The 18,860-nt window shown below is 73.1% G+C and carries 14 protein-coding genes; 10 read left to right on the top strand and 4 right to left on the bottom strand.

What is annotated here, in order from left to right; translation table 11 throughout:
• Positions 1–16: 16 nt before the first annotated feature.
• Complete coding sequence (locus Q5761_RS03495; RefSeq protein WP_318751229.1) at positions 17–1,237, bottom strand: alanine--glyoxylate aminotransferase family protein; 1,221 nt, start codon at positions 1,235–1,237, stop codon at positions 17–19.
• Positions 1,238–1,707: 470 nt separating this feature from the next.
• On the opposite strand from Q5761_RS03495, the gene Q5761_RS03500 reads away from it, so the two are divergent.
• The 4 genes from Q5761_RS03500 to Q5761_RS03515 all read left to right on the top strand — a co-directional run bounded on the left by Q5761_RS03500 (position 1,708) and on the right by Q5761_RS03515 (position 6,184).
• The gene (locus tag Q5761_RS03500) at positions 1,708–2,715 is read left to right on the top strand and encodes an alpha/beta hydrolase (RefSeq protein WP_318751230.1); all 1,008 of its coding nucleotides are present in this window, start codon (positions 1,708–1,710) and stop codon (positions 2,713–2,715) included.
• A 570-nt stretch (positions 2,716–3,285) separates the two neighbouring features.
• A complete protein-coding gene (locus tag Q5761_RS03505) occupies positions 3,286–4,161 on the top strand; it encodes a hypothetical protein (RefSeq protein WP_318751598.1) in 876 nt (291 codons plus the stop codon).
• Between the two features lie 171 nt (positions 4,162–4,332).
• Positions 4,333–4,911, top strand: coding sequence for a hypothetical protein (locus tag Q5761_RS03510; protein ID WP_318751231.1), 579 nt, complete (start codon positions 4,333–4,335; stop codon positions 4,909–4,911).
• Between the two features lie 112 nt (positions 4,912–5,023).
• Positions 5,024–6,184 (top strand): acyl-CoA dehydrogenase family protein, encoded by a 1,161-nt coding sequence (locus Q5761_RS03515; protein ID WP_318751232.1) that lies wholly within the window; start codon positions 5,024–5,026, stop codon positions 6,182–6,184.
• Between the two features lie 225 nt (positions 6,185–6,409).
• Here the strand turns inward: Q5761_RS03515 and Q5761_RS03520 are convergent, their stop codons facing one another.
• Together Q5761_RS03520 and Q5761_RS03525 are read right to left on the bottom strand one after the other, a co-directional pair.
• Positions 6,410–7,630 (bottom strand): IS110 family transposase, encoded by a 1,221-nt coding sequence (locus Q5761_RS03520; RefSeq protein ID WP_318751233.1) that lies wholly within the window; start codon positions 7,628–7,630, stop codon positions 6,410–6,412.
• A 251-nt stretch (positions 7,631–7,881) separates the two neighbouring features.
• Positions 7,882–8,982 (bottom strand): hypothetical protein, encoded by a 1,101-nt coding sequence (locus tag Q5761_RS03525; RefSeq protein WP_318751234.1) that lies wholly within the window; start codon positions 8,980–8,982, stop codon positions 7,882–7,884.
• A gap of 447 nt (positions 8,983–9,429) precedes the next feature.
• On the opposite strand from Q5761_RS03525, the gene Q5761_RS03530 reads away from it, so the two are divergent.
• The 3 genes from Q5761_RS03530 (at position 9,430) to Q5761_RS03540 (ending at position 14,023) form a co-directional block, all read left to right on the top strand.
• Entirely contained in the window at positions 9,430–10,275 is an 846-nt protein-coding gene (locus tag Q5761_RS03530; RefSeq protein WP_318751599.1) for an HAD family hydrolase, read from the top strand.
• A gap of 725 nt (positions 10,276–11,000) precedes the next feature.
• Positions 11,001–12,668 (top strand): cytochrome ubiquinol oxidase subunit I, encoded by a 1,668-nt coding sequence (locus Q5761_RS03535; protein WP_318751235.1) that lies wholly within the window; start codon positions 11,001–11,003, stop codon positions 12,666–12,668.
• A gap of 107 nt (positions 12,669–12,775) precedes the next feature.
• A complete protein-coding gene (locus Q5761_RS03540) occupies positions 12,776–14,023 on the top strand; it encodes a cytochrome d ubiquinol oxidase subunit II (protein WP_318751236.1) in 1,248 nt (415 codons plus the stop codon).
• Between the two features lie 45 nt (positions 14,024–14,068).
• Here the strand turns inward: Q5761_RS03540 and Q5761_RS03545 are convergent, their stop codons facing one another.
• The gene (locus Q5761_RS03545) at positions 14,069–15,070 is read right to left on the bottom strand and encodes an LCP family protein (RefSeq protein WP_318751237.1); all 1,002 of its coding nucleotides are present in this window, start codon (positions 15,068–15,070) and stop codon (positions 14,069–14,071) included.
• Between the two features lie 555 nt (positions 15,071–15,625).
• On the opposite strand from Q5761_RS03545, the gene Q5761_RS03550 reads away from it, so the two are divergent.
• The 3 genes from Q5761_RS03550 (at position 15,626) to Q5761_RS03560 (ending at position 18,775) form a co-directional block, all read left to right on the top strand.
• Positions 15,626–17,242 (top strand): sensor domain-containing diguanylate cyclase, encoded by a 1,617-nt coding sequence (locus tag Q5761_RS03550; RefSeq protein ID WP_318751238.1) that lies wholly within the window; start codon positions 15,626–15,628, stop codon positions 17,240–17,242.
• Complete coding sequence (gene ytxJ, locus Q5761_RS03555) at positions 17,239–17,610, top strand: bacillithiol system redox-active protein YtxJ (protein WP_318751239.1); 372 nt, start codon at positions 17,239–17,241, stop codon at positions 17,608–17,610. Before Q5761_RS03550 ends, ytxJ begins: the two co-directional genes overlap by 4 nt.
• A gap of 370 nt (positions 17,611–17,980) precedes the next feature.
• Positions 17,981–18,775: an SDR family oxidoreductase gene (locus Q5761_RS03560; protein ID WP_318751240.1), complete on the top strand. Its 795-nt coding sequence runs from the start codon at positions 17,981–17,983 to the stop codon at positions 18,773–18,775.
• The last annotated feature ends 85 nt before the right edge of the window (positions 18,776–18,860 follow it).

Raw genomic sequence — 18,860 nt, forward strand, 5'->3', positions numbered from 1 at the left:
GGCGCGGCCCGGCCGTCTAGCCGCCGCTCCCCACCCCCGGTGCGCCGCCCGACCCCAACGCTTCCCGGTACGCCGCCACCGGGTCGCCCGGCAGCTGCCACCCGAAGTGACGGAGCGTCGCGGCCAACGCCCGGACGAACCGCTCGCCCTTCTCGGGGCGGGCGTTCTCGCCCATGTGGCCGGCCCGCCAGACGCGGCCGGCGGCGTCCCCCCAGCTGCCGGCCATGAGGACGCCGTGTTCTTCCCACATGAAGCGGCGGATCTCCTGCTCGCGGGGGCGCAGGTCGTCCGGGATGAGCCAGGCGGTCACCGCCCGGGCGGCCGCCCGTGGCTCGGGGTACAGCTCCAGACCGGCCGCCTCGCCGGCCGCGCGGATCGCCCGCGCCAGCCGCTCGTGGCGGGCCAGGCGCGCCGCCTCGCCCTCGGCCAGGGCGTCGGCGACGGCCGCGTACAGGGCGTAGACGTCCGAGGTCGACGGGGTGTAGGGGAACTCGCCCTTCTCCACCCAGAGGTCCTTCCACAGCCGCAGGTTCAGGTAGACCCCGCGGATCGGGGTGCGGCGCCGGGCCATGGCCTCCCAGGCCGCGCGGCTGACGCTGAGGAAGGCCAGGCCGGGCGGGGCGGAGAGCGCCTTCTGCGAGCCGCCCAGGACCACGTCGGCGTGCCAGGCGTCGGCCTCCAGGGGCTCGGCGGCGATGGCGGAGACGCTGTCCATCACCGTCAGGATGCCGTGCTCGTGGAGGACGGGCAGGATCCGGTCCACGGGGTTGGTCAGGCCGGTGGGCGTCTCGCAGTGGACCAGGGTCCCCAGCTTGAAGGGCTTCTGGTCCCGGAGGAACCGGCGCAGGGCGTCCGGATCCAGGGGCTGGCGGTCGGGGGCCTCGAAGACGGTGACCTCGGCGCCGTAGTCCCGGGCGAAGTCGGCGAACCCGTGGCCGTACAGGCCGTTGGCCAGGGCGAGGACGCGGTCGCCGGGTTCGACCAGCGAGGCGATGGCGGCCTCGAGGCCCAGCAGGCCCTCGCCGGCGAGGATCAGGACGTCGCTCCGGGTATGCAGCAGTTCCTGCAGCCCGGCGCAGGTGGCGCGGTAGAGGGCGGCGAAGTCCGGGTCGAGGTCCGAGTTGGCCACGGGGAGGGCCATGGCCTCCCGGACGCGGGGCGAGACCTCCGTGGGGCCGGGGGTGAAGACGAGCCGCTCTTCCAGGCGGCGGGCGAAGGCGAGAAGGTTCGGATCCATGGCGAATCCTCCTTGTCCTGGACCCGGGAGGGTGGTCCTGGCCCCGATAGGGCGGAAGAGGATCCGGCCCCCGGGCCGGTCCGGTGGTCCCCATCGAACCCATGGTAGCGCACAAGAAGCGTTGCGAGGGGCATGGACGCCAGAGCGCGGGGGACTGGCCGCGCGGGGGCTTGGGGGCGGCGACTCGCCGGGCCCGTTCCAGGACGCGCCCGGTCCCATCAGGAGGTGCCGGGCCGGCCCAAGGACATATCTGGTCTGCGCAGGGACGTGTCCGATCAAGGTCCCGTCCGACCCGCCCGGTCGCTGCGGCTGGATCGGCTCGTTCGGCGTCGCGGGGGAGGTGAGGCGGATGCGGCGCTGGCTGGCGTGCGGGAGCGGGTGGTACTGGCTATACGCGGCCGCGGGGGCGGCGGTCCTGCTGCTGCTTTCCTAACATGCGGCGTTTCTCCGGTGAGAGGAGTGGTGCCGCGGTGACAACCTTCGACCGGCTGGCATCCCGGGTCTTCGATCTCTACGAGCGCCAGCAATACCGGCAGGCCCTGGATCTTCTTGACAGGGAGGGGGCCGCTCACCCGGAACAGGCCTGGCACATCGGGTATTGGCGGGTTTGTTTGCTAACGCGCCTGGGCGACGCGGAGGCTGCGTTGACCCATTTGGAGCAACTGCTCGACCAGGGCCTGTGGATTCCCGTGACATGGTTGCGCAACGACCCCGACCTGGCCGGGCTTCGGGGCCATCCCCGCTTCGAGCGGGCGGTCGCGGTGTGCGAGCAACGTCAGAGCGAAGCGCAACGAAGGGTCGTGCCGCGGCGCGTCCTCCAGTTCCCCGAGGGAACCGCCCTCCGTCCCGAGGGTACCGCGCTGAGCCAGGGCAGCGGGTCCGCCCCGCCGGGACGGAGTTCCGTCCCAGTCCTCATCGCGCTTCACGGCAACGCCGAGAACGCCGCCAGGGCGGCGGGTTGCTGGCGCTTCGTGGCTTCCCACGGATGGGCCCTTCTGGTCCCCCAGTCGACCCAGGTCATGGGTCCGGATGCCTACCACTGGGACGATCTCGACCGGGGTGCCCAGGATGTCCGGTACCATTACCGGTCGATGCTCGACGATGCGGCTGCCCCGGGGGCTTCCCTCGATCCCAAGCGGGTGGTGCTGGCGGGGTTCTCCCGAGGTGCAGCCCTTGCCCTCCACCTCGCCCTGTCGGGGGTTCTACCTGCCCGGGGTGTCATCGCCCTTGCGCCTCACCTGACGGATTGGAACTACATGGAAGGACTTCTGGAGCCAAGCCCTCGCAACCCAGGCCTCCGGGCCTACTTCTGGGCCGGGTCTCGGGACGAACGGGCCGTCCGCATGATTGAGGACGTGGCCAGGTGGATGGAGGCGGCGGGCCTCACGGTACAGGTCGAGATCGTCCAGGGGGACGGGCACTTCTATCCACCCGACCTCGAGGCGCGCATCGCACCGCTGCTCGCTACATGGCGGTGATCCCCTGCGGGGCAATCTCGGAAAGGCCTGCATTTTTTGTCGAGCTGTCGGCCGCAGGTACGTCGACCGGCCCCGGGTCCCGGGTAGCCGCAGCAAGTCGAAAGGACGCCCCCATGACGGAAGGATCACCGCGCCCAACCCCTCAGGCATCGCCCGCAGCGCCCCGGAGCAGGGGGCGCCGTACGGCACCGTCGCCCCAGGCGCCGGCGGAGGCAGGGCCGGACCCGGCCGGCGGGACGCATTCCAACTCCCCGGAGGACCGCAGGGGGGCGCCGGAGGTGTCCGGTTCGGGCATCTCGGCGGCGGTGCCTGGCGCCGCCATCGCGGCGGAGGGTCCTGACGCCGGCGTCACGGGGGCGGGTCCTCGTTCCGGCATTCTTCGGGGTGCGACCATCCAGGTGGGCGGCGTGCAGCTTCACCTGGGCTTCGTTGCCATTTGCCTTTCGGAACGGGACTGCTCGCCCGCCGGGTCCATGACGGTGACGGCGGCGTCGCGCCTCGACCCCGAAGCGCGGCGCTACCGGTTGCGGGAGATCGCCCGCCGCAATCTAGAGAACACCAGAGAACACCCTGCGGATCCTGTTCTTCGCCCGGGCCCACGGAATCCGCCTCTACAGGATCTCTGCCAACATGATTCCCCTGGCAACCCACCCCCTGACCGCCGACTGGCGGTGGTGGGGCGAGCCGGACCTTCAGGCCACGGGCGCCCGGGTCGGCCGGGTGGCCCGGGAGGCGGGCATCCGGCTGAGCTCGCACCTGCCCGAAGTCTGTGGCCTGGGCAGCGCGAGCCAGTTCCGCTGGGTGCAGGCGTACCTGGCCTACCACCGCCGCCTGTTCGACCTTCTGGATCTGGACGAACGGGCCCGGATCGTGATCCACGTGGGCGGGCGCCGGGGCCGGAGCCAGGGTCCGGGCGAGAACCGCGGGCGCGAGCGGCACCAGCGGGCTGCGGCCGGGGATGGAGCGCGGGCGATCCTTGAGAAAGCGGGGCGTCATCTGGAGCAACTGGACGGGTGGGCCCGGTCCCGGCTGGTCCTGGAGAACGACGACCGGACCGTGGACATCGCCACCACCCTGGAACTGGCGGAACGGTTCGGCCTGCCCGTGGCCTTCGATTGGCACCACCACGTCTGCTGCCCGCCGGCAGGCTTTCCAGAGCCCCGGAGCGCGGAGGGCCTGGCCGCCCTGGAGCCGCTCCTGGTCCGGAGCTTTCGCCTGTGGCGGGACCGGCCGCCCAAGATCCACCTCTCTAGTCCCCGGGACGGCGCCAGCCTGCGGGCCCATGCCGACTACGTGGACCCGGCCTTCGTCAAGCCGCTGCTGGCGATCCTCCCCCGGCTGGGCGTCCCGGAGGTCGACGGGATGGTGGAGGCGCAGAAGAAAGACCTGGCCCTATTCCGGCTGGCACGGGTTCTGGGAGCAGGGACCGCGTCCCCAGGCCCGTAAGCCGGCCACGTCAAGGAGTGCACCCGCAACCGAGCATGGACAGGAACCGCAACGGGAACCCGAACCGGGATGACCTTCCGGCCGAGCGCCCCGCCGGCCCGCCGATCGCTACGCCCAGCCCGGGTGGAGATCCTTCCCCTGGTTCGCTCTCTGGCCGAGGCCGGCTGCCCGGTGGTGCTGGGCGGTAGCGGGCTTCTGGCCAGCCTGGGGCTGATCGACCGGGTCCGCGACTGGGACCTGGTCACCGACGCGCCGGTGGAACGGGTCCTGTCCGCAGTACCTGCTTTCCGGGGCTGGAGCGGGTCCTTCCGGCTGCGGGCGCGGCAACCGTATGCCAGCTGGTTCTTCCTGCGCTTGACGCCGGTCCCCGAGGGGGCCCCGGATGCGGAACCCGGGCCCGCCAGTGCCGGCCGGGGCTCCTCCAGGGCTTCACCCCGCCCGCCCGGCGGGTTATGCCGCCGCCCTGTGGATCTGATCGGCGGGTTCGCCATCCGCACCGCCAGCGGGATCTGCCAGCTGCCGGCCCTGCAGGGTGGGACCTGGGAGGGCGTGCCCACCGCCAGCCCCGAAGTCTGGCTGGTGGCCTACCGGCTGCTGAACCGCCACGATCGCGCGGATCTGCTGGCCGGATACCTGCGGCAGCACGGGGCCGCCCCGGACTGCGTGGCCCGGATGCTGCGGGAGCCGCTGCCGGGGGAGGTACGGCGGGAACTGGAGTCCCTCCTGGACAGCCCGCGCGCCGCGCCGTGAGCTCCGGGAAGGGGCGCCCGGTGAAGGCAACGAATCGTACCCGGAGATGCAACCTTCGACCAGTGCAGCGGGCGGTGGGGGCTCCCCGCCGGCCCGCGAGGAGGTATTTCCCTTGGCAGGCCTGGACTACTACCGCGTCGCCGAGCTCTTCTCCCCCGAAGAGCGCCTGATCCAGGAGGAGGCGCGTCGCTTCCTCGAGGCCGAGGCGGCGCCCCACATCGCCCGGTGGTGGGAGGAGGGGACCTTCCCGCGCCACCTGATCCCCCGCTTCGGCGAGCTGGGGTTCCTGGGGTCGAACCTGCCCGAGGCGTACGGCGGAGCCGGCGCCAGCAACGTGGCCTACGGCCTCATCATGTACGAACTGGAGCGCATCGATTCGGGCCTCCGCAGCTTCGTCAGCGTGCAGAGCTCGCTGGTGATGTACCCCATCTACCGCTACGGCTCGGAGGAACAGAAGCGAGAGTACCTGCCCCGGCTGGCGCGGGGGGAGATCGTCGGCTGCTTCGGCCTGACGGAGCCCGACGGCGGCTCGGACCCCGGCTCCATGAAGACCCGCGCCCGGAAGGACGGTTCGTCCTACGTGATCACCGGCCGGAAGATGTGGATCACCAACGGCAACATCGCCGACATCGCGGTGATCTGGGCGAAGGACGACGAGGGCGTGGTGCGGGGGTTCATCGTGCCCACGGACGCCCCGGGGTTCCGGGCGCGGGAGATCCAGCACAAGATGAGCCTGCGGGCTTCCGTGACCTCAGAGCTCATCCTCGATGAGGTGCGGGTCGACGCGGCCCAGATGCTGCCCGAAGCCCGCGGCCTGGGCGCGGCCCTGAGCTGCCTGACCCAGGCGCGGTACGGCATCGCCTGGGGCGCGGCGGGGGTGATCGACGCCGTCTTCCACGAGGCGCTGGAGTTCGCCCGGCACCGGATCACCTTCGGCCGGCCCATCGCCGAGCGCCAGCTGGTGCAGGCGAAGCTGGTGGAGATGGTGGAGTCCCACACCCAGGCGCTCCTGATATCCTGGCGGCTCGGCAAGCTCAAGGACGAGGACAAGCTGACCTACGCCCAGGTGTCCCTGGCCAAGCGCAGCAACGTGCGGGCGGCGCTGCGCGCGGCCCGCGCGGCCCGCGAGATCCTGGGCGGCAGCGGCATCACGCTGGAGTACGCGGCGATCCGCCACATGCTGAACCTGGAGACGGTGGACACCTACGAGGGGACGTACGACATCCACACGCTCATCGTGGGCCGCGACGTGACGGGCCTGGGGGCCTTCTAGGACCAGGCTCGGGGAGGGGGTCGACCCCGATCTCACCCCTCCACGTTCGTCAAGAGGTGGACGCCGTTCTCCTGGCAGCGGCAGGCGAGGTAGGCGTCCGCAAACGGTGCCGCTCCGGAGGCTTGGCGCTCGAGTGCGAACACGGCAGACGCCCTAGGGTCAAGTCGCCGTAGTCGGGGATGTGATCTTTGACAAAGCGGCTGCTGAGGAACGTGCCCGTGGGCGCTACGCGGCCTTGGGCTGTTGCCGCTGACGACGCGCCGCCTCGAACCGGGTGGGGTCGTAGGGCTGACGATCTCGCCACATCGCAAAAAGGACCCGAAGGGCGTGGTGGGCCACGATGCGCAAGGCTTCATGATGGTGACGCCCTCGGTCGCGGTGGGTCTGATAAATCTCCCGGGCCCAGTCGTGGTGTAGAACGAGTTGCTGCGCCAGCAGTTGCACCGTATTGCGAGCCTGTTTGTTGCAAGCGTGGCGGAAACGGACTCGGACGGTCTTGCCACTGCGAACGGTCACGGGGGCTGTCCCCGACCGACATTGGATCGGGCGGACGCTGGGGACCGCCTGGCGGTCCTCCCCGAAGACGGTGATCATGCCGGCAGCCAGCACCGTGCCGATGCCTTTCATGGAGCGAAACAAATCGCCGTCCGGGTGCGCCTGCACCAGGGTCTCCAGCTGCTCATGACAGGCCTCGAGCTCGCGGCAGACGGCTTCGAGCTGATCCACCAGAAAGAGCATGCGACGTGCCCACAGGGCCACGGTGGCCGGATCGGCCGGGAGCTGGGGCTTGCGCGCGAGCTCGAGCAGTTCGGCCGTCTTGGCGGCGACTCCAGGGTAGCGGTGCTGACGCAACAGCTTCTCGATCCGGGACCGGCGGGCGCGGGCGAAGTGCGCCGGGGTCGGGAAGGCGCGCAAGAAGGTCCAGGCCACGGGCCGGCCCAAGTCCGCAAACAGCTCCAGGGCCCGCGGGTAGTAAGCGCGCAGGCAGGCGGTGAGCTGATTCAGAAGCCGCGTGCGTTCTTCCACCAGGGTCTGGTGGTGGCTGTAGGCCACCCGGAGCTGGCGCAGGGTGTCGCTCTCCAGCCGCAGGGGCTGAAGGCGATGGCGATCGGTGCGGAGGATCTCGGCCAGGACCAGGGCATCCCGGCGGTCGTCCTTGCTGCCGGCCGGGGAGAGGCGGTCCCGGTAGCGGTCCACCGCCTTGGGATTGACGGGATAGACCCGAAAGCCTGCGGCGAGGAGCGCTGCCACGAAGAGCCCCTGCCCCGAGCCTTCGATAGCCACGTGCACCTGTGCTGGGTCCGGTTCTCGACGCCGGATCGCGGCGAGCAGTTCCTGCAGGCCGTCGGCATCGTTGGGGACCCGGAGGTAGGAAGGAGCCTGCCCCTCGGACGCCAGGCAGACGTCGTGATGCTGGCTGCCCTGGTCGATTCCGACGTGCAACATGATGCCACCTCCGCGTGGGGCGATCCCCGCCACCCACGGTGCCCTCGTGGAATCGGTGCTCGCGGCACGACGCCCTAGCGACCGTTGAGCAGCGGATTCGCCAGGTGCCGGAGGGGTCGGTCTGCCTAAGGCCGTCGCACGGCGAGGAGGCAGTGGACCTCCTCCGGCCCTGACGAAACTTGGCGAAGGCGGGAGTCAAAACCTGCTTGGACTATAACCCACGAGGAGGCAGGAGGTACTTGCCGGGAGTGTCATTCGTCCCCGAGCAGGCCGAAGGCGCCCTCCCAACGCCGGATGAGCCCCACAGGACAGCACCGAGCGCCCTGTCCCAGGGGATTGTCCCGCAAGATGGCCAGCAGCAGGCGCGGGGGGAAGGGGTGCGAACTGGCCCGGATGGTGCCCCCGTTGTCGTTGATGTCGACGATGTGCACCGGCACGCCCAACGCCTGGGCCAGCTCCCGGGCGATGGCCACCGCCTCGGCCCGGCGCAGGGGCGGGAGCACCCACCCCTCGTAGGGGCTTCCGGCCCGCATCCCGTCCAGGCAACGCGCCCCGTCGCCCGCCACGTGGTAGAACACGCCGCGGATGCCCAGCGGCCGCGTCAGGGCTGCGGCGGCGGCCGCCGCCAGGATCCGCAGCCGGCCCGTCTCCGCGATGGCTACCTGCATCTTCTCCGGGACGGACAGCCCCTGCCCCCACCCCGTGGGCCGGACGTGGCGGGCCAGCAGCCGGGCGAGACGCCCCGGCCGCACCTGTTGGGCGGGGATCATCCGCCCGCGGGCGGCGATCACCGCCGTCTCGCTGATGATGACGTGGTCGCCGGGCCGCAGGTGGGGCCCGAGGTACCGGCGCAGGGCGGTGGCCAGGTCTTCCCCCCGCTGGAACCAGTGGGTGCGCACCACCACGCGCTCGAAGGCGTGCGGCCCCACCTTGACCCGGCTGATGAAGACCCCCGCGGTTTCGCCGCCGACGGTCCACGCCCCGTCGCGTCCGGCCGTCCCCAGCTCCTCTTCGCGCCCGGTCGACCGCTCCCCGTCGCCGTGGTCGTCGCGGCCGTCGCGGCCGTCGTCCCGGTCCGTGTCGGGATAGGGGTCGATGGGCGTGGCCGGCTCCGGCTTCGGGTAGACCGCCGGTTCCACCACCTCGGTCGGCGCCACCACCGTCTCGGGCTCTTCCCGCGGCCACCGGTCCGGCCCGACCTCCCGGCGCGGCAGGGTCGCCGGCTCGTGGCCCGGGAAGGGGAAGGGCTCGCCGGGCAGGCGCGCGGCCGGGTCGGCGCGGCGCGCCGCCGCACGACTGCCGGCGGGGTGTCGGAGGATCCGGCCGGTGCCGCCCCGGGGTTCGGGTGCCACGGACTCCACCTCCTGCGCCGCGGCCCGTCCGGCGATGCAGGCTCCGGCCGATGCAGCCTCCGGCGGGCGCGGGTCTTGCCCTTGCGGCGCGGATCGTCTTGCCCCTGGGGTCGCCGGTCTTGCCCAGGATAGTCTGGGTCGCGCAGGAGGGTGTCATGCGCGCGGCGCGGTGCGAAGGGGAGCCAAGGCGTCGTGGGGAGCCCGGCGCGACGAGACGTGACGGCGCGATTTCGCCGCAGCGGTACCATCGCAGCGGTACAATCTCCTTGGAAAGAAGCGGTTCGGTGTTGCGTCAGGGTTCGTGTTGGTCCGTCGCGTCCGTGCACCGGGATGCCGTCGCCGGCCGAGCCCCTCCGGCGCGGCAGGGGCGGCGGGCGTCCCGGCACGCAAGGGGCGCGGAAACGGGCGAGGAAACGGGGGAAAGGGGGAGGCTGGCCGTTGGCGGACGTGCGGCCGGCGGGCACCGAGACGGCGATCCCGAGCGGGCCGGGAGGCCCCGTGGAGGCCGTGCTCTTCGATCTCGACGGGACACTGCTCGAGCTGGACATGGACCGCTTCCTGCCGGTGTACCTGCGGCGGCTGGCGGCGTGGGTGGCGGACCTGTTCGACCCGGAGGACTTCGTGCGCCAGCTGATCCGCGCCACGACGGCGGTGATGGAGAACCGCGATCGCTCCCGCACCAACGCGGCGCTGCTCTACGAGACGCTGTGGGCGGGGCTCGACCCGGCGCGCCACCCCGGCGCGCGCCCCGATCGCCGTGAGCAGGCGCTGGTGCGCTTCGAGCGGTTCTACCGCGAGGAGTTCCCCAAGCTGCAGTTCATGGCTCGACGGCGACCGGAGGCGGCCGCGCTGGTCGAGGCGGCCCGCGCCCGGGGATGGAAGGTGGTGCTGGCGACGAACCCGATCTTCCCCATGGCGGCCATCGCCGAGCGCCTGCGCTGGGCCGGGCTCGATGTCGGCCAGTTCGACCTGGTTACGGTGCTGGAGAACATGCACAGCTGCAAGCCCCAGCCCGACTACTACCTGGAGGTGGCCGACCGCATCGGGGTCGAACCCGGCCGGTGCCTGATGGTCGGCAACGACCTGCGCCAGGACATCGCCCCGGCGCGGGCCGTGGGCATGGCCGTGTACGTCGCGGAGGGACTGGTGCTCCACGAGGGGGAGCCGGGCGCGGTCGACGCGCCCCGCGGGACGCTGGGTCAGCTGCTGCAATGGATTGTCAAGAGCGACGGGAACCGTAACACTTTTGCAAACCGACCGACCTTGCCCGGCAACAACGCCCCCCTAGAGTAGGAAGTGGCCGGAGCGGCGGGACACCCCGACGGATTGATCGGCTTGATGCGGTCCATCCCCGCCGATGCAGCCGGCCACGATCCTGACCAGGTGATCGCCACGGTGCGGCGGTCGGAACCCCCGCCGCGCGGCGCCCCGGGCCGGATGCAAGCGGAACTGCCCATCCGCTGCCCTCCCCGGGAACCCAACCGGCCCGGCTGCACACCCGCCCTCCCCGGAACCCAATCGGTGTGCGGCGCCGCGAAAGACCGTCGGCACCTGGTACGGAGCCCCGCGGGAGAACCGCGGGGTTTCTTTCTTTTTCTCGCCTTTTTCCTCGCTTGGAGGTGCATCCTAAGCCGTGCCCCGGTCCCGCCTGGGAGCCGTGGCCGGACAGGGAGCCGTGGCCGGACCGGCGAACCCGGGTGCCTCACCGAAGCCCGGCGCGGGTCGGAGGGGCGGGGGACCGGTGCGTCCGCCTGGCCGGGGACTCGGCCGCCGGGCGAGGGCCCGGTCCGGGATCCGGCGGCGGCACAGGGCCGCACGGGGCCGGTGCGGACGGGACCCGAGGCTTGGCGGCCGCCGGGAGGGCGACCGGGCCAATGGACCCGACCGTTGCCGGACCGGGCCCCGGGCGGCATCCGATGGCCCTGGGCCCGATGGTGGAGACCGCGCCCCCGGTTTAGTCTGGGGACCAGGGCAGGGGATCCGGTCGACGTCGCCGGGGGCGCAAAGGAGGCGGAGCGGTGGACTCGCTTTTGGCGGCGCGCCTGCAGATGGCCATCTCGCTGGGCTTTCACATGATCTTCGCGTCGCTGGCCGTGGGCATGCCCGTCTTGATGTTGATGGCGGAGGGGCTCTACCTGCGGCGGCGCGATCCCCGGTACCTCGAGCTGGCCCGCACGTGGGGCAAGGTCACAGCCATCACCTTCGCCATCGGCGCGGTCAGCGGCACGGCCCTCTCCTTCGAGCTCGGCCTGCTGTGGCCCGCCTTCATGGAACTGGCCGGCCCGGCGACGGGTCCCGCCTTCACGATGGAGGGCTTCGCCTTCTTCACGGAGGCCATCTTCCTCGGCCTCTACCTCTACGGGTGGAACCGGCTGTCGCCGTGGGCGCACTGGTTGACGGGTATCCCCGTGGCGGTGAGCAGCGCCGCCTCCAGCGTCATGGTGGTGGCGGCCAACGCTTGGATGCAGAACCCCGTGGCGGTGGAGACGCTGCTGTCCGAGCCCCACCGGTTCGACCCCGTGCGGGCCCTGTTCGGCAACCCCGCATGGCCGGTGATGGCGATCCACTCGACCCTGGCCTGTTATGCGGCCACGGCGTTCATGGTGGCGGCGGTCTACGCCTGGGCCGCCCTCCGCGGTCACCGGGATCCCATGCGGCGTAGCGCCCTGCGCATGGCCATGGCCCTGGGCACGGTCGCCGCCTTGCTGATGCCCGTCACCGGCGACGCCAGCGCCAAGTTCGTGGCGACCAACCAGCCCGTCAAGCTGGCCGCCATGGAGGCCCAGTTCGAGACGGAGGCCGGCGCCCCCCTGCGCCTGGGCGGCTTGCCCGACCCGGAGACGGGCGCGGTGCCGTATGCCATCGAGATCCCCGGCATGCTGAGCTGGCTCGCCTACGGCGACACCCGGGCGGTGGTCCCCGGCCTCGACCGCGTGCCCCGCGACCTCTGGCCCAACGTGCCGGTGACCCACGTGGCCTTCCAGGTCATGGTCATCGCCGGCGTGCTGATGGTGCTGGCGGCCGCCTGGTACTGGTGGATCGCCTGGCGCCGGCGGGGGGCGGTGATGGACCACCGCGCCCTCATGCGCGGGCTCGTGGCGGCGGGGCCGCTGGGGATCGTTGCCCTCGAGGCGGGGTGGATCGTCACCGAGGTCGGACGGCAGCCGTGGATCATCCGCGGGGTGATGCGGACGGCGGAGGCGGTGACGCCGGCGCCCGGGGTGGTGACCACGCTGGTGGCGTTCACGCTGCTCTACCTCCTCTTGAGCGCGACCCTGGTGTGGCTGCTCCGGCGCATCGGTCACGGTCCGGTGCCGGGGGTGACGGCGCCGCCCGGGGCGGGCGGCGATGGCGGGTCCGGATCGGCCGTGGCTGCGGAGGCGTCGGCGTCGGCGAGCCCGGGTCGGTCCGGGGCCGCACCCTCGTCGGCGTCGGCCGCGCAGGCCACCACCGGCCGGGCGGGGACACCGGCGGTCCCGGATGCCACGACCATCGAGGCGGGGTTGCTCCGGCCAGGCGCCGGCACCGGTCGGTCGGCGTGCCCGCCGGTGCCGGGTGCCACGACCGCGGGTGCGGGGTTGCGCCCGCGGGCCACGGCTGCGCCCGACGGCCCCGGGCCGGGCGGCCCGTCGGGTTCCCTCGGGGCGAGGGGGGCGGGGCGGGCCGCTACGCCCGGCGTGGAGTGAGTTCGACGGGGCGCTGGGCGAGCGACGCGCTGCGCACCGGCCGGCCGGGTCGCATGCCCAGCGTGGAGTGACAGCCGGTCGGCTGCGGCTGGAGGCCGAGCAGGCAGGTGGTCTTCGTGCCGGTGGGAGTGGGCGATCCCCTGCCCGAGACGGTGGTGGCGGTGGTCCTGATGCTGGCGCTGACGGCCTACGCCGTGCTGGGCGGCGCCGACTTCGGCGGCGGCGTGTGGGACCTGCTGGCCCGCGGGCCCCGGGCCGAGGCCCAGCGGCAGGCCATCGCCCGGGCCATGGGCCCGGTCTGGGAGGCGAACCACGTCTGGCTGATCTTCGCCCTGGTGCTGCTCTTCACGGCCTTCCCGCGCGCCTACAGCAGCCTCGGGGTGGCACTGTTCGTCCCGTTCCACCTGGTGCTGGCGGGCATCGTCCTGCGCGGCGCCGCCTTCGTGTTCCGCGCCCCGGCGGCCACGGCGGCGGGCCCGCAGCGGGCCTGGGCCAGCGTCTTCGGCGCGGCCAGCACCATCACGCCCTTCCTGTTGGGGGCCACCCTGGCCGCCGTCTCGTCCGGCGGCATCCGGGTCGATGCCGACGGCACGGTGACGGTGGACGCCGTCTACGCCTGGTTCAGCCCCTTCTCCCTGCTGGTGGGGGCGCTGACGGTGGCGCTCTTCGCCTACCTGGCCGCCGTGTACCTGACGGTGGAGACGCGGGGCGCCCTGCAGGAAGACTTCCGCCGCCGCGCCCTGGGGGCGGGCCTGGCGGTGGCGGTGCTGGCGGCGGTGCTGCTCCCGCTGGCGCCGCGCACGGCACCCCACCTGTGGGAGCTCCTGTCGGAGCGCGGTCGGCCGCTGGTAGCGGCGGGGGCGGCGCTGGCTGCGCTGTCGGCGTGGCTGGTTTGGCGACGCCGCTTCCTGCTGGCGCGGGTGGCCGCGGTGGCCGAGGTGGTGGTGCTGCTGTGGGGCTGGGCCCTGGGCCAGTGGCCGTACCTGATCTACCCCGATGTGACGGTGTTCAACGCCGCCGCCCCCGACCCGATCCTGCGCTTCGCCCTCTGGGTGACGCCCGTGGGCCTGCTGATCTTGATCCCCTCGCTGTGGCTGCTCTTCGCCGTCTTCAAGGGCGACAACCCCCAGGCGGACGAACCGGTCGGGAGCCCCGGTCGGCAGGCGGACGAAGCGGCCCCGCATCCCCGCCCCCTGGCGGACCCACCGGTCGCGCGCCCCGCCCTGCGGCGAGACGCAGCAGCCGCGAGCCCCGCGCCCCATGCGGACGAACCGGCCGTCGATCCCGCGCGCCAGGGGGAGCCCCAGGCGGAGCGCACCCCAGGCGGAGCCCCTGGCGGACGAACCGGCCGCTGATCCTACGGCCCGGGCGGACCGCACCCCAGGCGGGGGAGCCGGTGGCTACTCCCCGGCCGCCGGAGGCAGGGCGAGGGCAGGGGCGGCAGCGGCCGCGGCCGCGTTCGTCCCGACACGGGAATCGGCCTTGATGCCCAGGTCCGCCAGCACCCGCCGGGTGGCCGGCCAGTCGATGGCATAGTAGTAGATCCCGTTCTGCATGATCCCATGGCCCTGCACCATGCCGCGCCGGATGCCGTCCAGGTCGGTGGCCCAGGCGAGGCGGGCCAGGGCGACGGCGTCGCGCAGGCCCATGTCCGTCTCCACGTACCGGCCGACGATGGCCAGGGTCCGGGGCACGTCCAGCAACGTCAGGTTGGCCTTGAGCTGCTTGGCCACGTCGATCAGGAACTGCTGCTGCCGGTCGGCCCGGCCGAAGTCGCCGTCGGGGTCGTTGTAGCGCTCCCGCAGGTACGCCAGGGCCAGCTGGCTGTCCATGGTGTGCCGGCCCGCCTCCAGGAAGCGGCCGTCCTGGAGCCGGAGGTCATAGGGGACGTTGACCTCGACGGGCCCAAGGACGTCGATCAGCTCGAGGAAGCCCGGCATGTCGATCCGCGCCCAGTGGTGGATGGGGATGCCGAAGTTCTGCGCCACGGTGCGGGTGGCCAGCTGGGGACCACCGAAGGCGTGGGCGTGGGTGATCTTGTCCATGCCGTGTCCCGGGATCTCGACTAGGCTGTCGCGCGGGATGGAGAGCATCGCCACCGCCTTCGTGGCCGGATCGATGGAGAGCAGGATCATCGTGTCGGACCGCGTCTGGGCGCCCTCCTGGCGGGCGTCGATGCCGAGCAGCAGGATGTTGACCCGTTCCGCGCCGCCCGGTCCCGGCCCGGCGGGCGAGCCGGACCCCGCTTCGCTCGGGACCGGGGCCACGGGTTCCGGTGGCACCGTCAGCTCGGACCCCGCGAAGTAGGCGACCGCGAGGCCGCAGACCAGGGCGGTCAGGCCGACCACCCACAGCACGGTGCGGCGCAGACAGCGACGCCGCGTTCTTCCAAGACCAACCATCTCGCAATCCCTCGCCTTGGGCCCGGCAGGAGCCGGGGCCACCATCACGAATTCCCCTGTAGCGAGTGGAAAAACTTCCCCTCTCCGACACGCACAGAACCCGCGGTTCACACGGTGGATGGAATGGGATCCCGTCCTCCCTCCCGGAGGCATCGGACGTCACCCCGATTGTATCGCACGGGCTTCGGCGTGAACTGGTCAGCGGCAGGAAGGGCGTCCAGGGCCTGCCGGCCGCCCCGTCGTGGGCCGGGGGGACGGCGCGGGGCCGCCGGCCCGGGGTGCTCGGGGACCCCGGTGGCGTCGTCCGCCGGGGCGGGTCGGTGGTGCCGTTCGTCCCGGCGCGGGGTGCGGGGCGTCCTGCCCGGGGAAGCGGCCGTGGGGTGGGGAGTTGGGGGCATGAGGCCAGAGGCAGGGGGAGCGGCAGCCAAGGGGGGACGGGGGACCGGGCATCCGCCAGCGGTCCCCGCGGAAGGGGGCGCGGGAGCCCGCGGGGCGGGTCCCGGGCGCGCCGGCCGGAGGGGCACCGGGACGCGCGGCTGGGCGGCTGCCGGGGCGGTGGGCCTGGCGGGGCTGGTCCTGGCGCTGGCGGCGGTCCATCGGCTCGCCGGCTGGGTCGAGGTCTGGGTCCTGGCGTTGCCGGTTGCGGCCCTGGTCCAGCGTCGCTGCGGAGGCCGGTGGGGCGTCGCCGCGGCCGCCGTGGTGCTGGCGGCCATGGCGGTGGGGCTGGCGCTCGATCCGGGCGGCGGAGCCGGTTGGCGGCTGTGGTTGGCGGAGGCGGCGGCCATGGTGGGCACGGCGGCGCTCGCCAGAGGATCCCGCGCGCCGGGGCCGACGGTGCCACCGGCGGCGCGGGAGTCGGGAGAGGGATCCGGCGGGCCGGCGCCGGGGCAGGGGCAGGGGCGGGCGGTGGCCGTCGCGGCGGGGCAGGGGCAGGGGCGGATGGTGGCCGTGGCGGCGGGGCAGGGGCAGGGGCGGATGGTGGCCGTGGCGCCGGGGCGGGGCGGACCTGCCGGGGCGGGGCCGGGCGGGGGAGCCGCGACCGCCGGAGCAGCGGGCGCGGCCGTGGCGGGGCCGACGCCGCCGGTGGCGTCGGGGGGACCGGATCGCGAGCCGTTACCGGAACGCGACCCCTTGGACGAATCCGAGTTGCAGGTGCTCTACGCCTGCACCCATGCGTTGAACAAGGTCACCAGCCTCGACGACCTGATCCGCGAGTTCAACGACCTACTCTCGGCCCGGCTCGGCTACCCCTATCTGGCCCTCTTGCTGGTCCAGCCCGACGGGTCGCTGCGGCTGGCGTCGGCGCCCCTCTATCCGCCGGAGGTGCAGGGGCTGGTGCTCCGCAAGGGCCAGGGCATCTGCAGCGCGGTGGTGGAGACCGGCCAGCCGGTGATCGTCGACGACGTGACCCGGGATCCCCGCTACTACCCCGGCCTGGCGGGGGCGCGTTCGCAGATCGCCGTGCCGGTGACGCGACACGGGCGGGTGGTCGGCGTCCTGAGCGTGGAGTCGCCGCAGCCCGCCGCCTTCAGCCGGCGCGACCTGCGCCTGCTGGGGGCCATCGCCGACGAGGTGGCCGTGGCCCTGGAGCGGGCGTCGCTCCTGGAACGCATCGAGCAGCAGGCGATCACCGACCCGCTGACCGGGCTCTACAACCGGACGTACCTGATGGCGCGGCTGCGGGAGGAGGGGGAACGGGCCGCCCGTTACGGCCGGCCGCTGGCGCTGCTGTTCATCGACCTCGACGACCTCAAGGCGATCAACGACCGGCTGGGTCACGAGGCCGGCGACCGGGTGCTGGTCCGGGTGGCCCGCGTGCTGCGGGAGGCCTGCCGGTCGGTGGACTACGCCGCCCGGTACGGAGGCGACGAGTTCGTCGTCGTCCTGCCGGAGACGGGACCCGAGGGGGCCATGGCGGTGGCCACCCGGATCCAGCAGCGGCTGGCGGACGAACCCAACCCCCTCGCCGCGGGCACCGGCGGGCGGGGACTGGGGGCGAGCATCGGCGTGGCCGCGTATCCTGCCGATGCCCGGGACTGGACCGAGCTGCTGCGCCTGGCTGACGAGGCCATGTACGGCGCGAAGCGCCGCGGCAAGCGACGGGTGGCACGGTCCGGTGGCCGGGGCAAGCCGGGCGCCTACGCGCCCGTCGCCGAGGAGGGAGGACCGTGATCGTCCCCTTGCGGACGGAGGCCGACCTGGACCGCATGCTGACGGGTTCGCAGCCGGTGCTGATCTTCAAGCACAGCACGCGGTGCCCCATCAGCGCCGCCGCCTATCGCGCCTTCCGGCGCTTCGCCGCCAGCCGGCCGGGGGCGGCCCGCTACGGCGTGGTGCACGTGATCGAACAGCGCGCCCTGTCCGATGCCATCGCCCGGCGCCTGGGGGTCCAGCACGCCTCGCCCCAGGTGCTGCTCTGGCACCGCGGCATGGTGCGCTGGCACGCATCCCACGACGCCATCCACGAAGCCGCCCTGGCCGCGGCCCTGGCGGGGATCACCGCGGCCGAACGCCGGGGTCGGGCCCGGCCACGGCCATAGGCGCCGCCTGATCGCCCGCGGGGCTCCGCCGCGGGGCCGGCCGGGAGGCGCGGGGGCCGGGGGCAAGCGGGCCGATCCGCCGAGGCTGGGGAGTCGCCACGGCGATGGCGCGCAGGGCCCGGGCCCGGGCCATCGCCGCCGCGATGCCGTGCAGGGGCGCCAGGAGGACCTGAGCCCGCCCAGGGCGAAGGCGGGCTCAGAGGTTGACCACGCGGCGGGCGAAGGGGCCGGTGCGGTGCACCAAGAGGGGCGTGGCCGCCTTCGGTCCATCCGCGTGGTGGGGCAGTCGCTGAGAGGAATTGGACGCGGGACGGACGGTCCCTGCCGTCCCGCGCAACTTTTTGCCATCCGCGGATCGGGGGTGCGAGCTGTGGAGCTGGGCTTGCAGGGCAAGGTGGCCCTGGTCACGGCGGCCAGCCAGGGGCTGGGGCGCGCCATCGCCGGCCGCCTGGCGGAAGAGGGCATGCACGTGGCGATGTGCAGCCGATCGGCGGAGCGGATCCGCGAGGCGGCGGCCGAGGTGAGCCGGCGGGCCGGCCCCGGGTCGCGAGTCGAGGCCTGGCCGGCGGACGTGGCGGTGCCGGAGCAGGTGGAGGCCCTGGCCCGGCGGGTCGAACAGGCCTTCGGCCGGCTGGAGGTGCTGGTCTGCAACGCGGGCGGCCCGCCGCCGGGCGACTTCTTCGACGTCACCGACGCGGACTGGGAGAGGGCGTTCCAGCAGAACCTGATGTCGGTGGTGCGGCTGGTCCGCGCGTGCGTGCCGCTGATGGAGCGGTCGGGCGGCGGCACCATCGTCGCCATCACCTCGACCTCCATCAAGGTCCCCCTGCCGCGACTGATCCTCTCCAACGTGATGCGGGCCGGCGTCTACGCGCTGGTCAAGAGCCTGGTGCCCGATCTGGCGGCGCGGAACATCCGCATCCACACCGTGGCGCCCGGGCGCATCGACACCGCTCGCGTCCGGAGCCTGGACGAGGACCTGGCGCGCCACTCCGGCCGGACCCTGGAGGAGGTGCGCCGGAGCTACTGCCAGCAGATCCCCCTCGGTCGCTACGGGGAGCCCGACGAGTTCGCCCGCGTGGTGGCCTTCCTGGTCTCCGACGCGGCGCGCTACCTGACCGGGCAGGCGGTGTTCGTCGACGGCGGCATGATGCGGGCGCTGTAGTTGCGGTTGTCGTCGCTGGCCCGGGGAAGCCCCGGGAAGCCGTCGGGGGAGTCCCTGTCGCGCTCGATCCCGCGGTTCGGGACGA

It is taken from the genome of Thermaerobacter composti, from assembly GCF_033582035.1.
GTDB lineage: Bacteria > Bacillota > Sulfobacillia > Thermaerobacterales > Thermaerobacteraceae > Thermaerobacter > Thermaerobacter composti.

What these genes read in the sequence shown, in the direction of transcription:
- Q5761_RS03495 (WP_318751229.1), bottom strand. Translation starts at nt 1,237, where the DNA reads ATGGATCCGAACCTTCTCGCCTTCGCCCGCCGCCTGGAAGAGCGGCTC.
- Q5761_RS03520 (WP_318751233.1), bottom strand. Translation starts at nt 7,630, where the DNA reads ATGTTGCACGTCGGAATCGACCAGGGCAGCCAGCATCACGACGTCTGC.
- Q5761_RS03545 (WP_318751237.1), bottom strand. Translation starts at nt 15,070, where the DNA reads ATGGTTGGTCTTGGAAGAACGCGGCGTCGCTGTCTGCGCCGCACCGTG.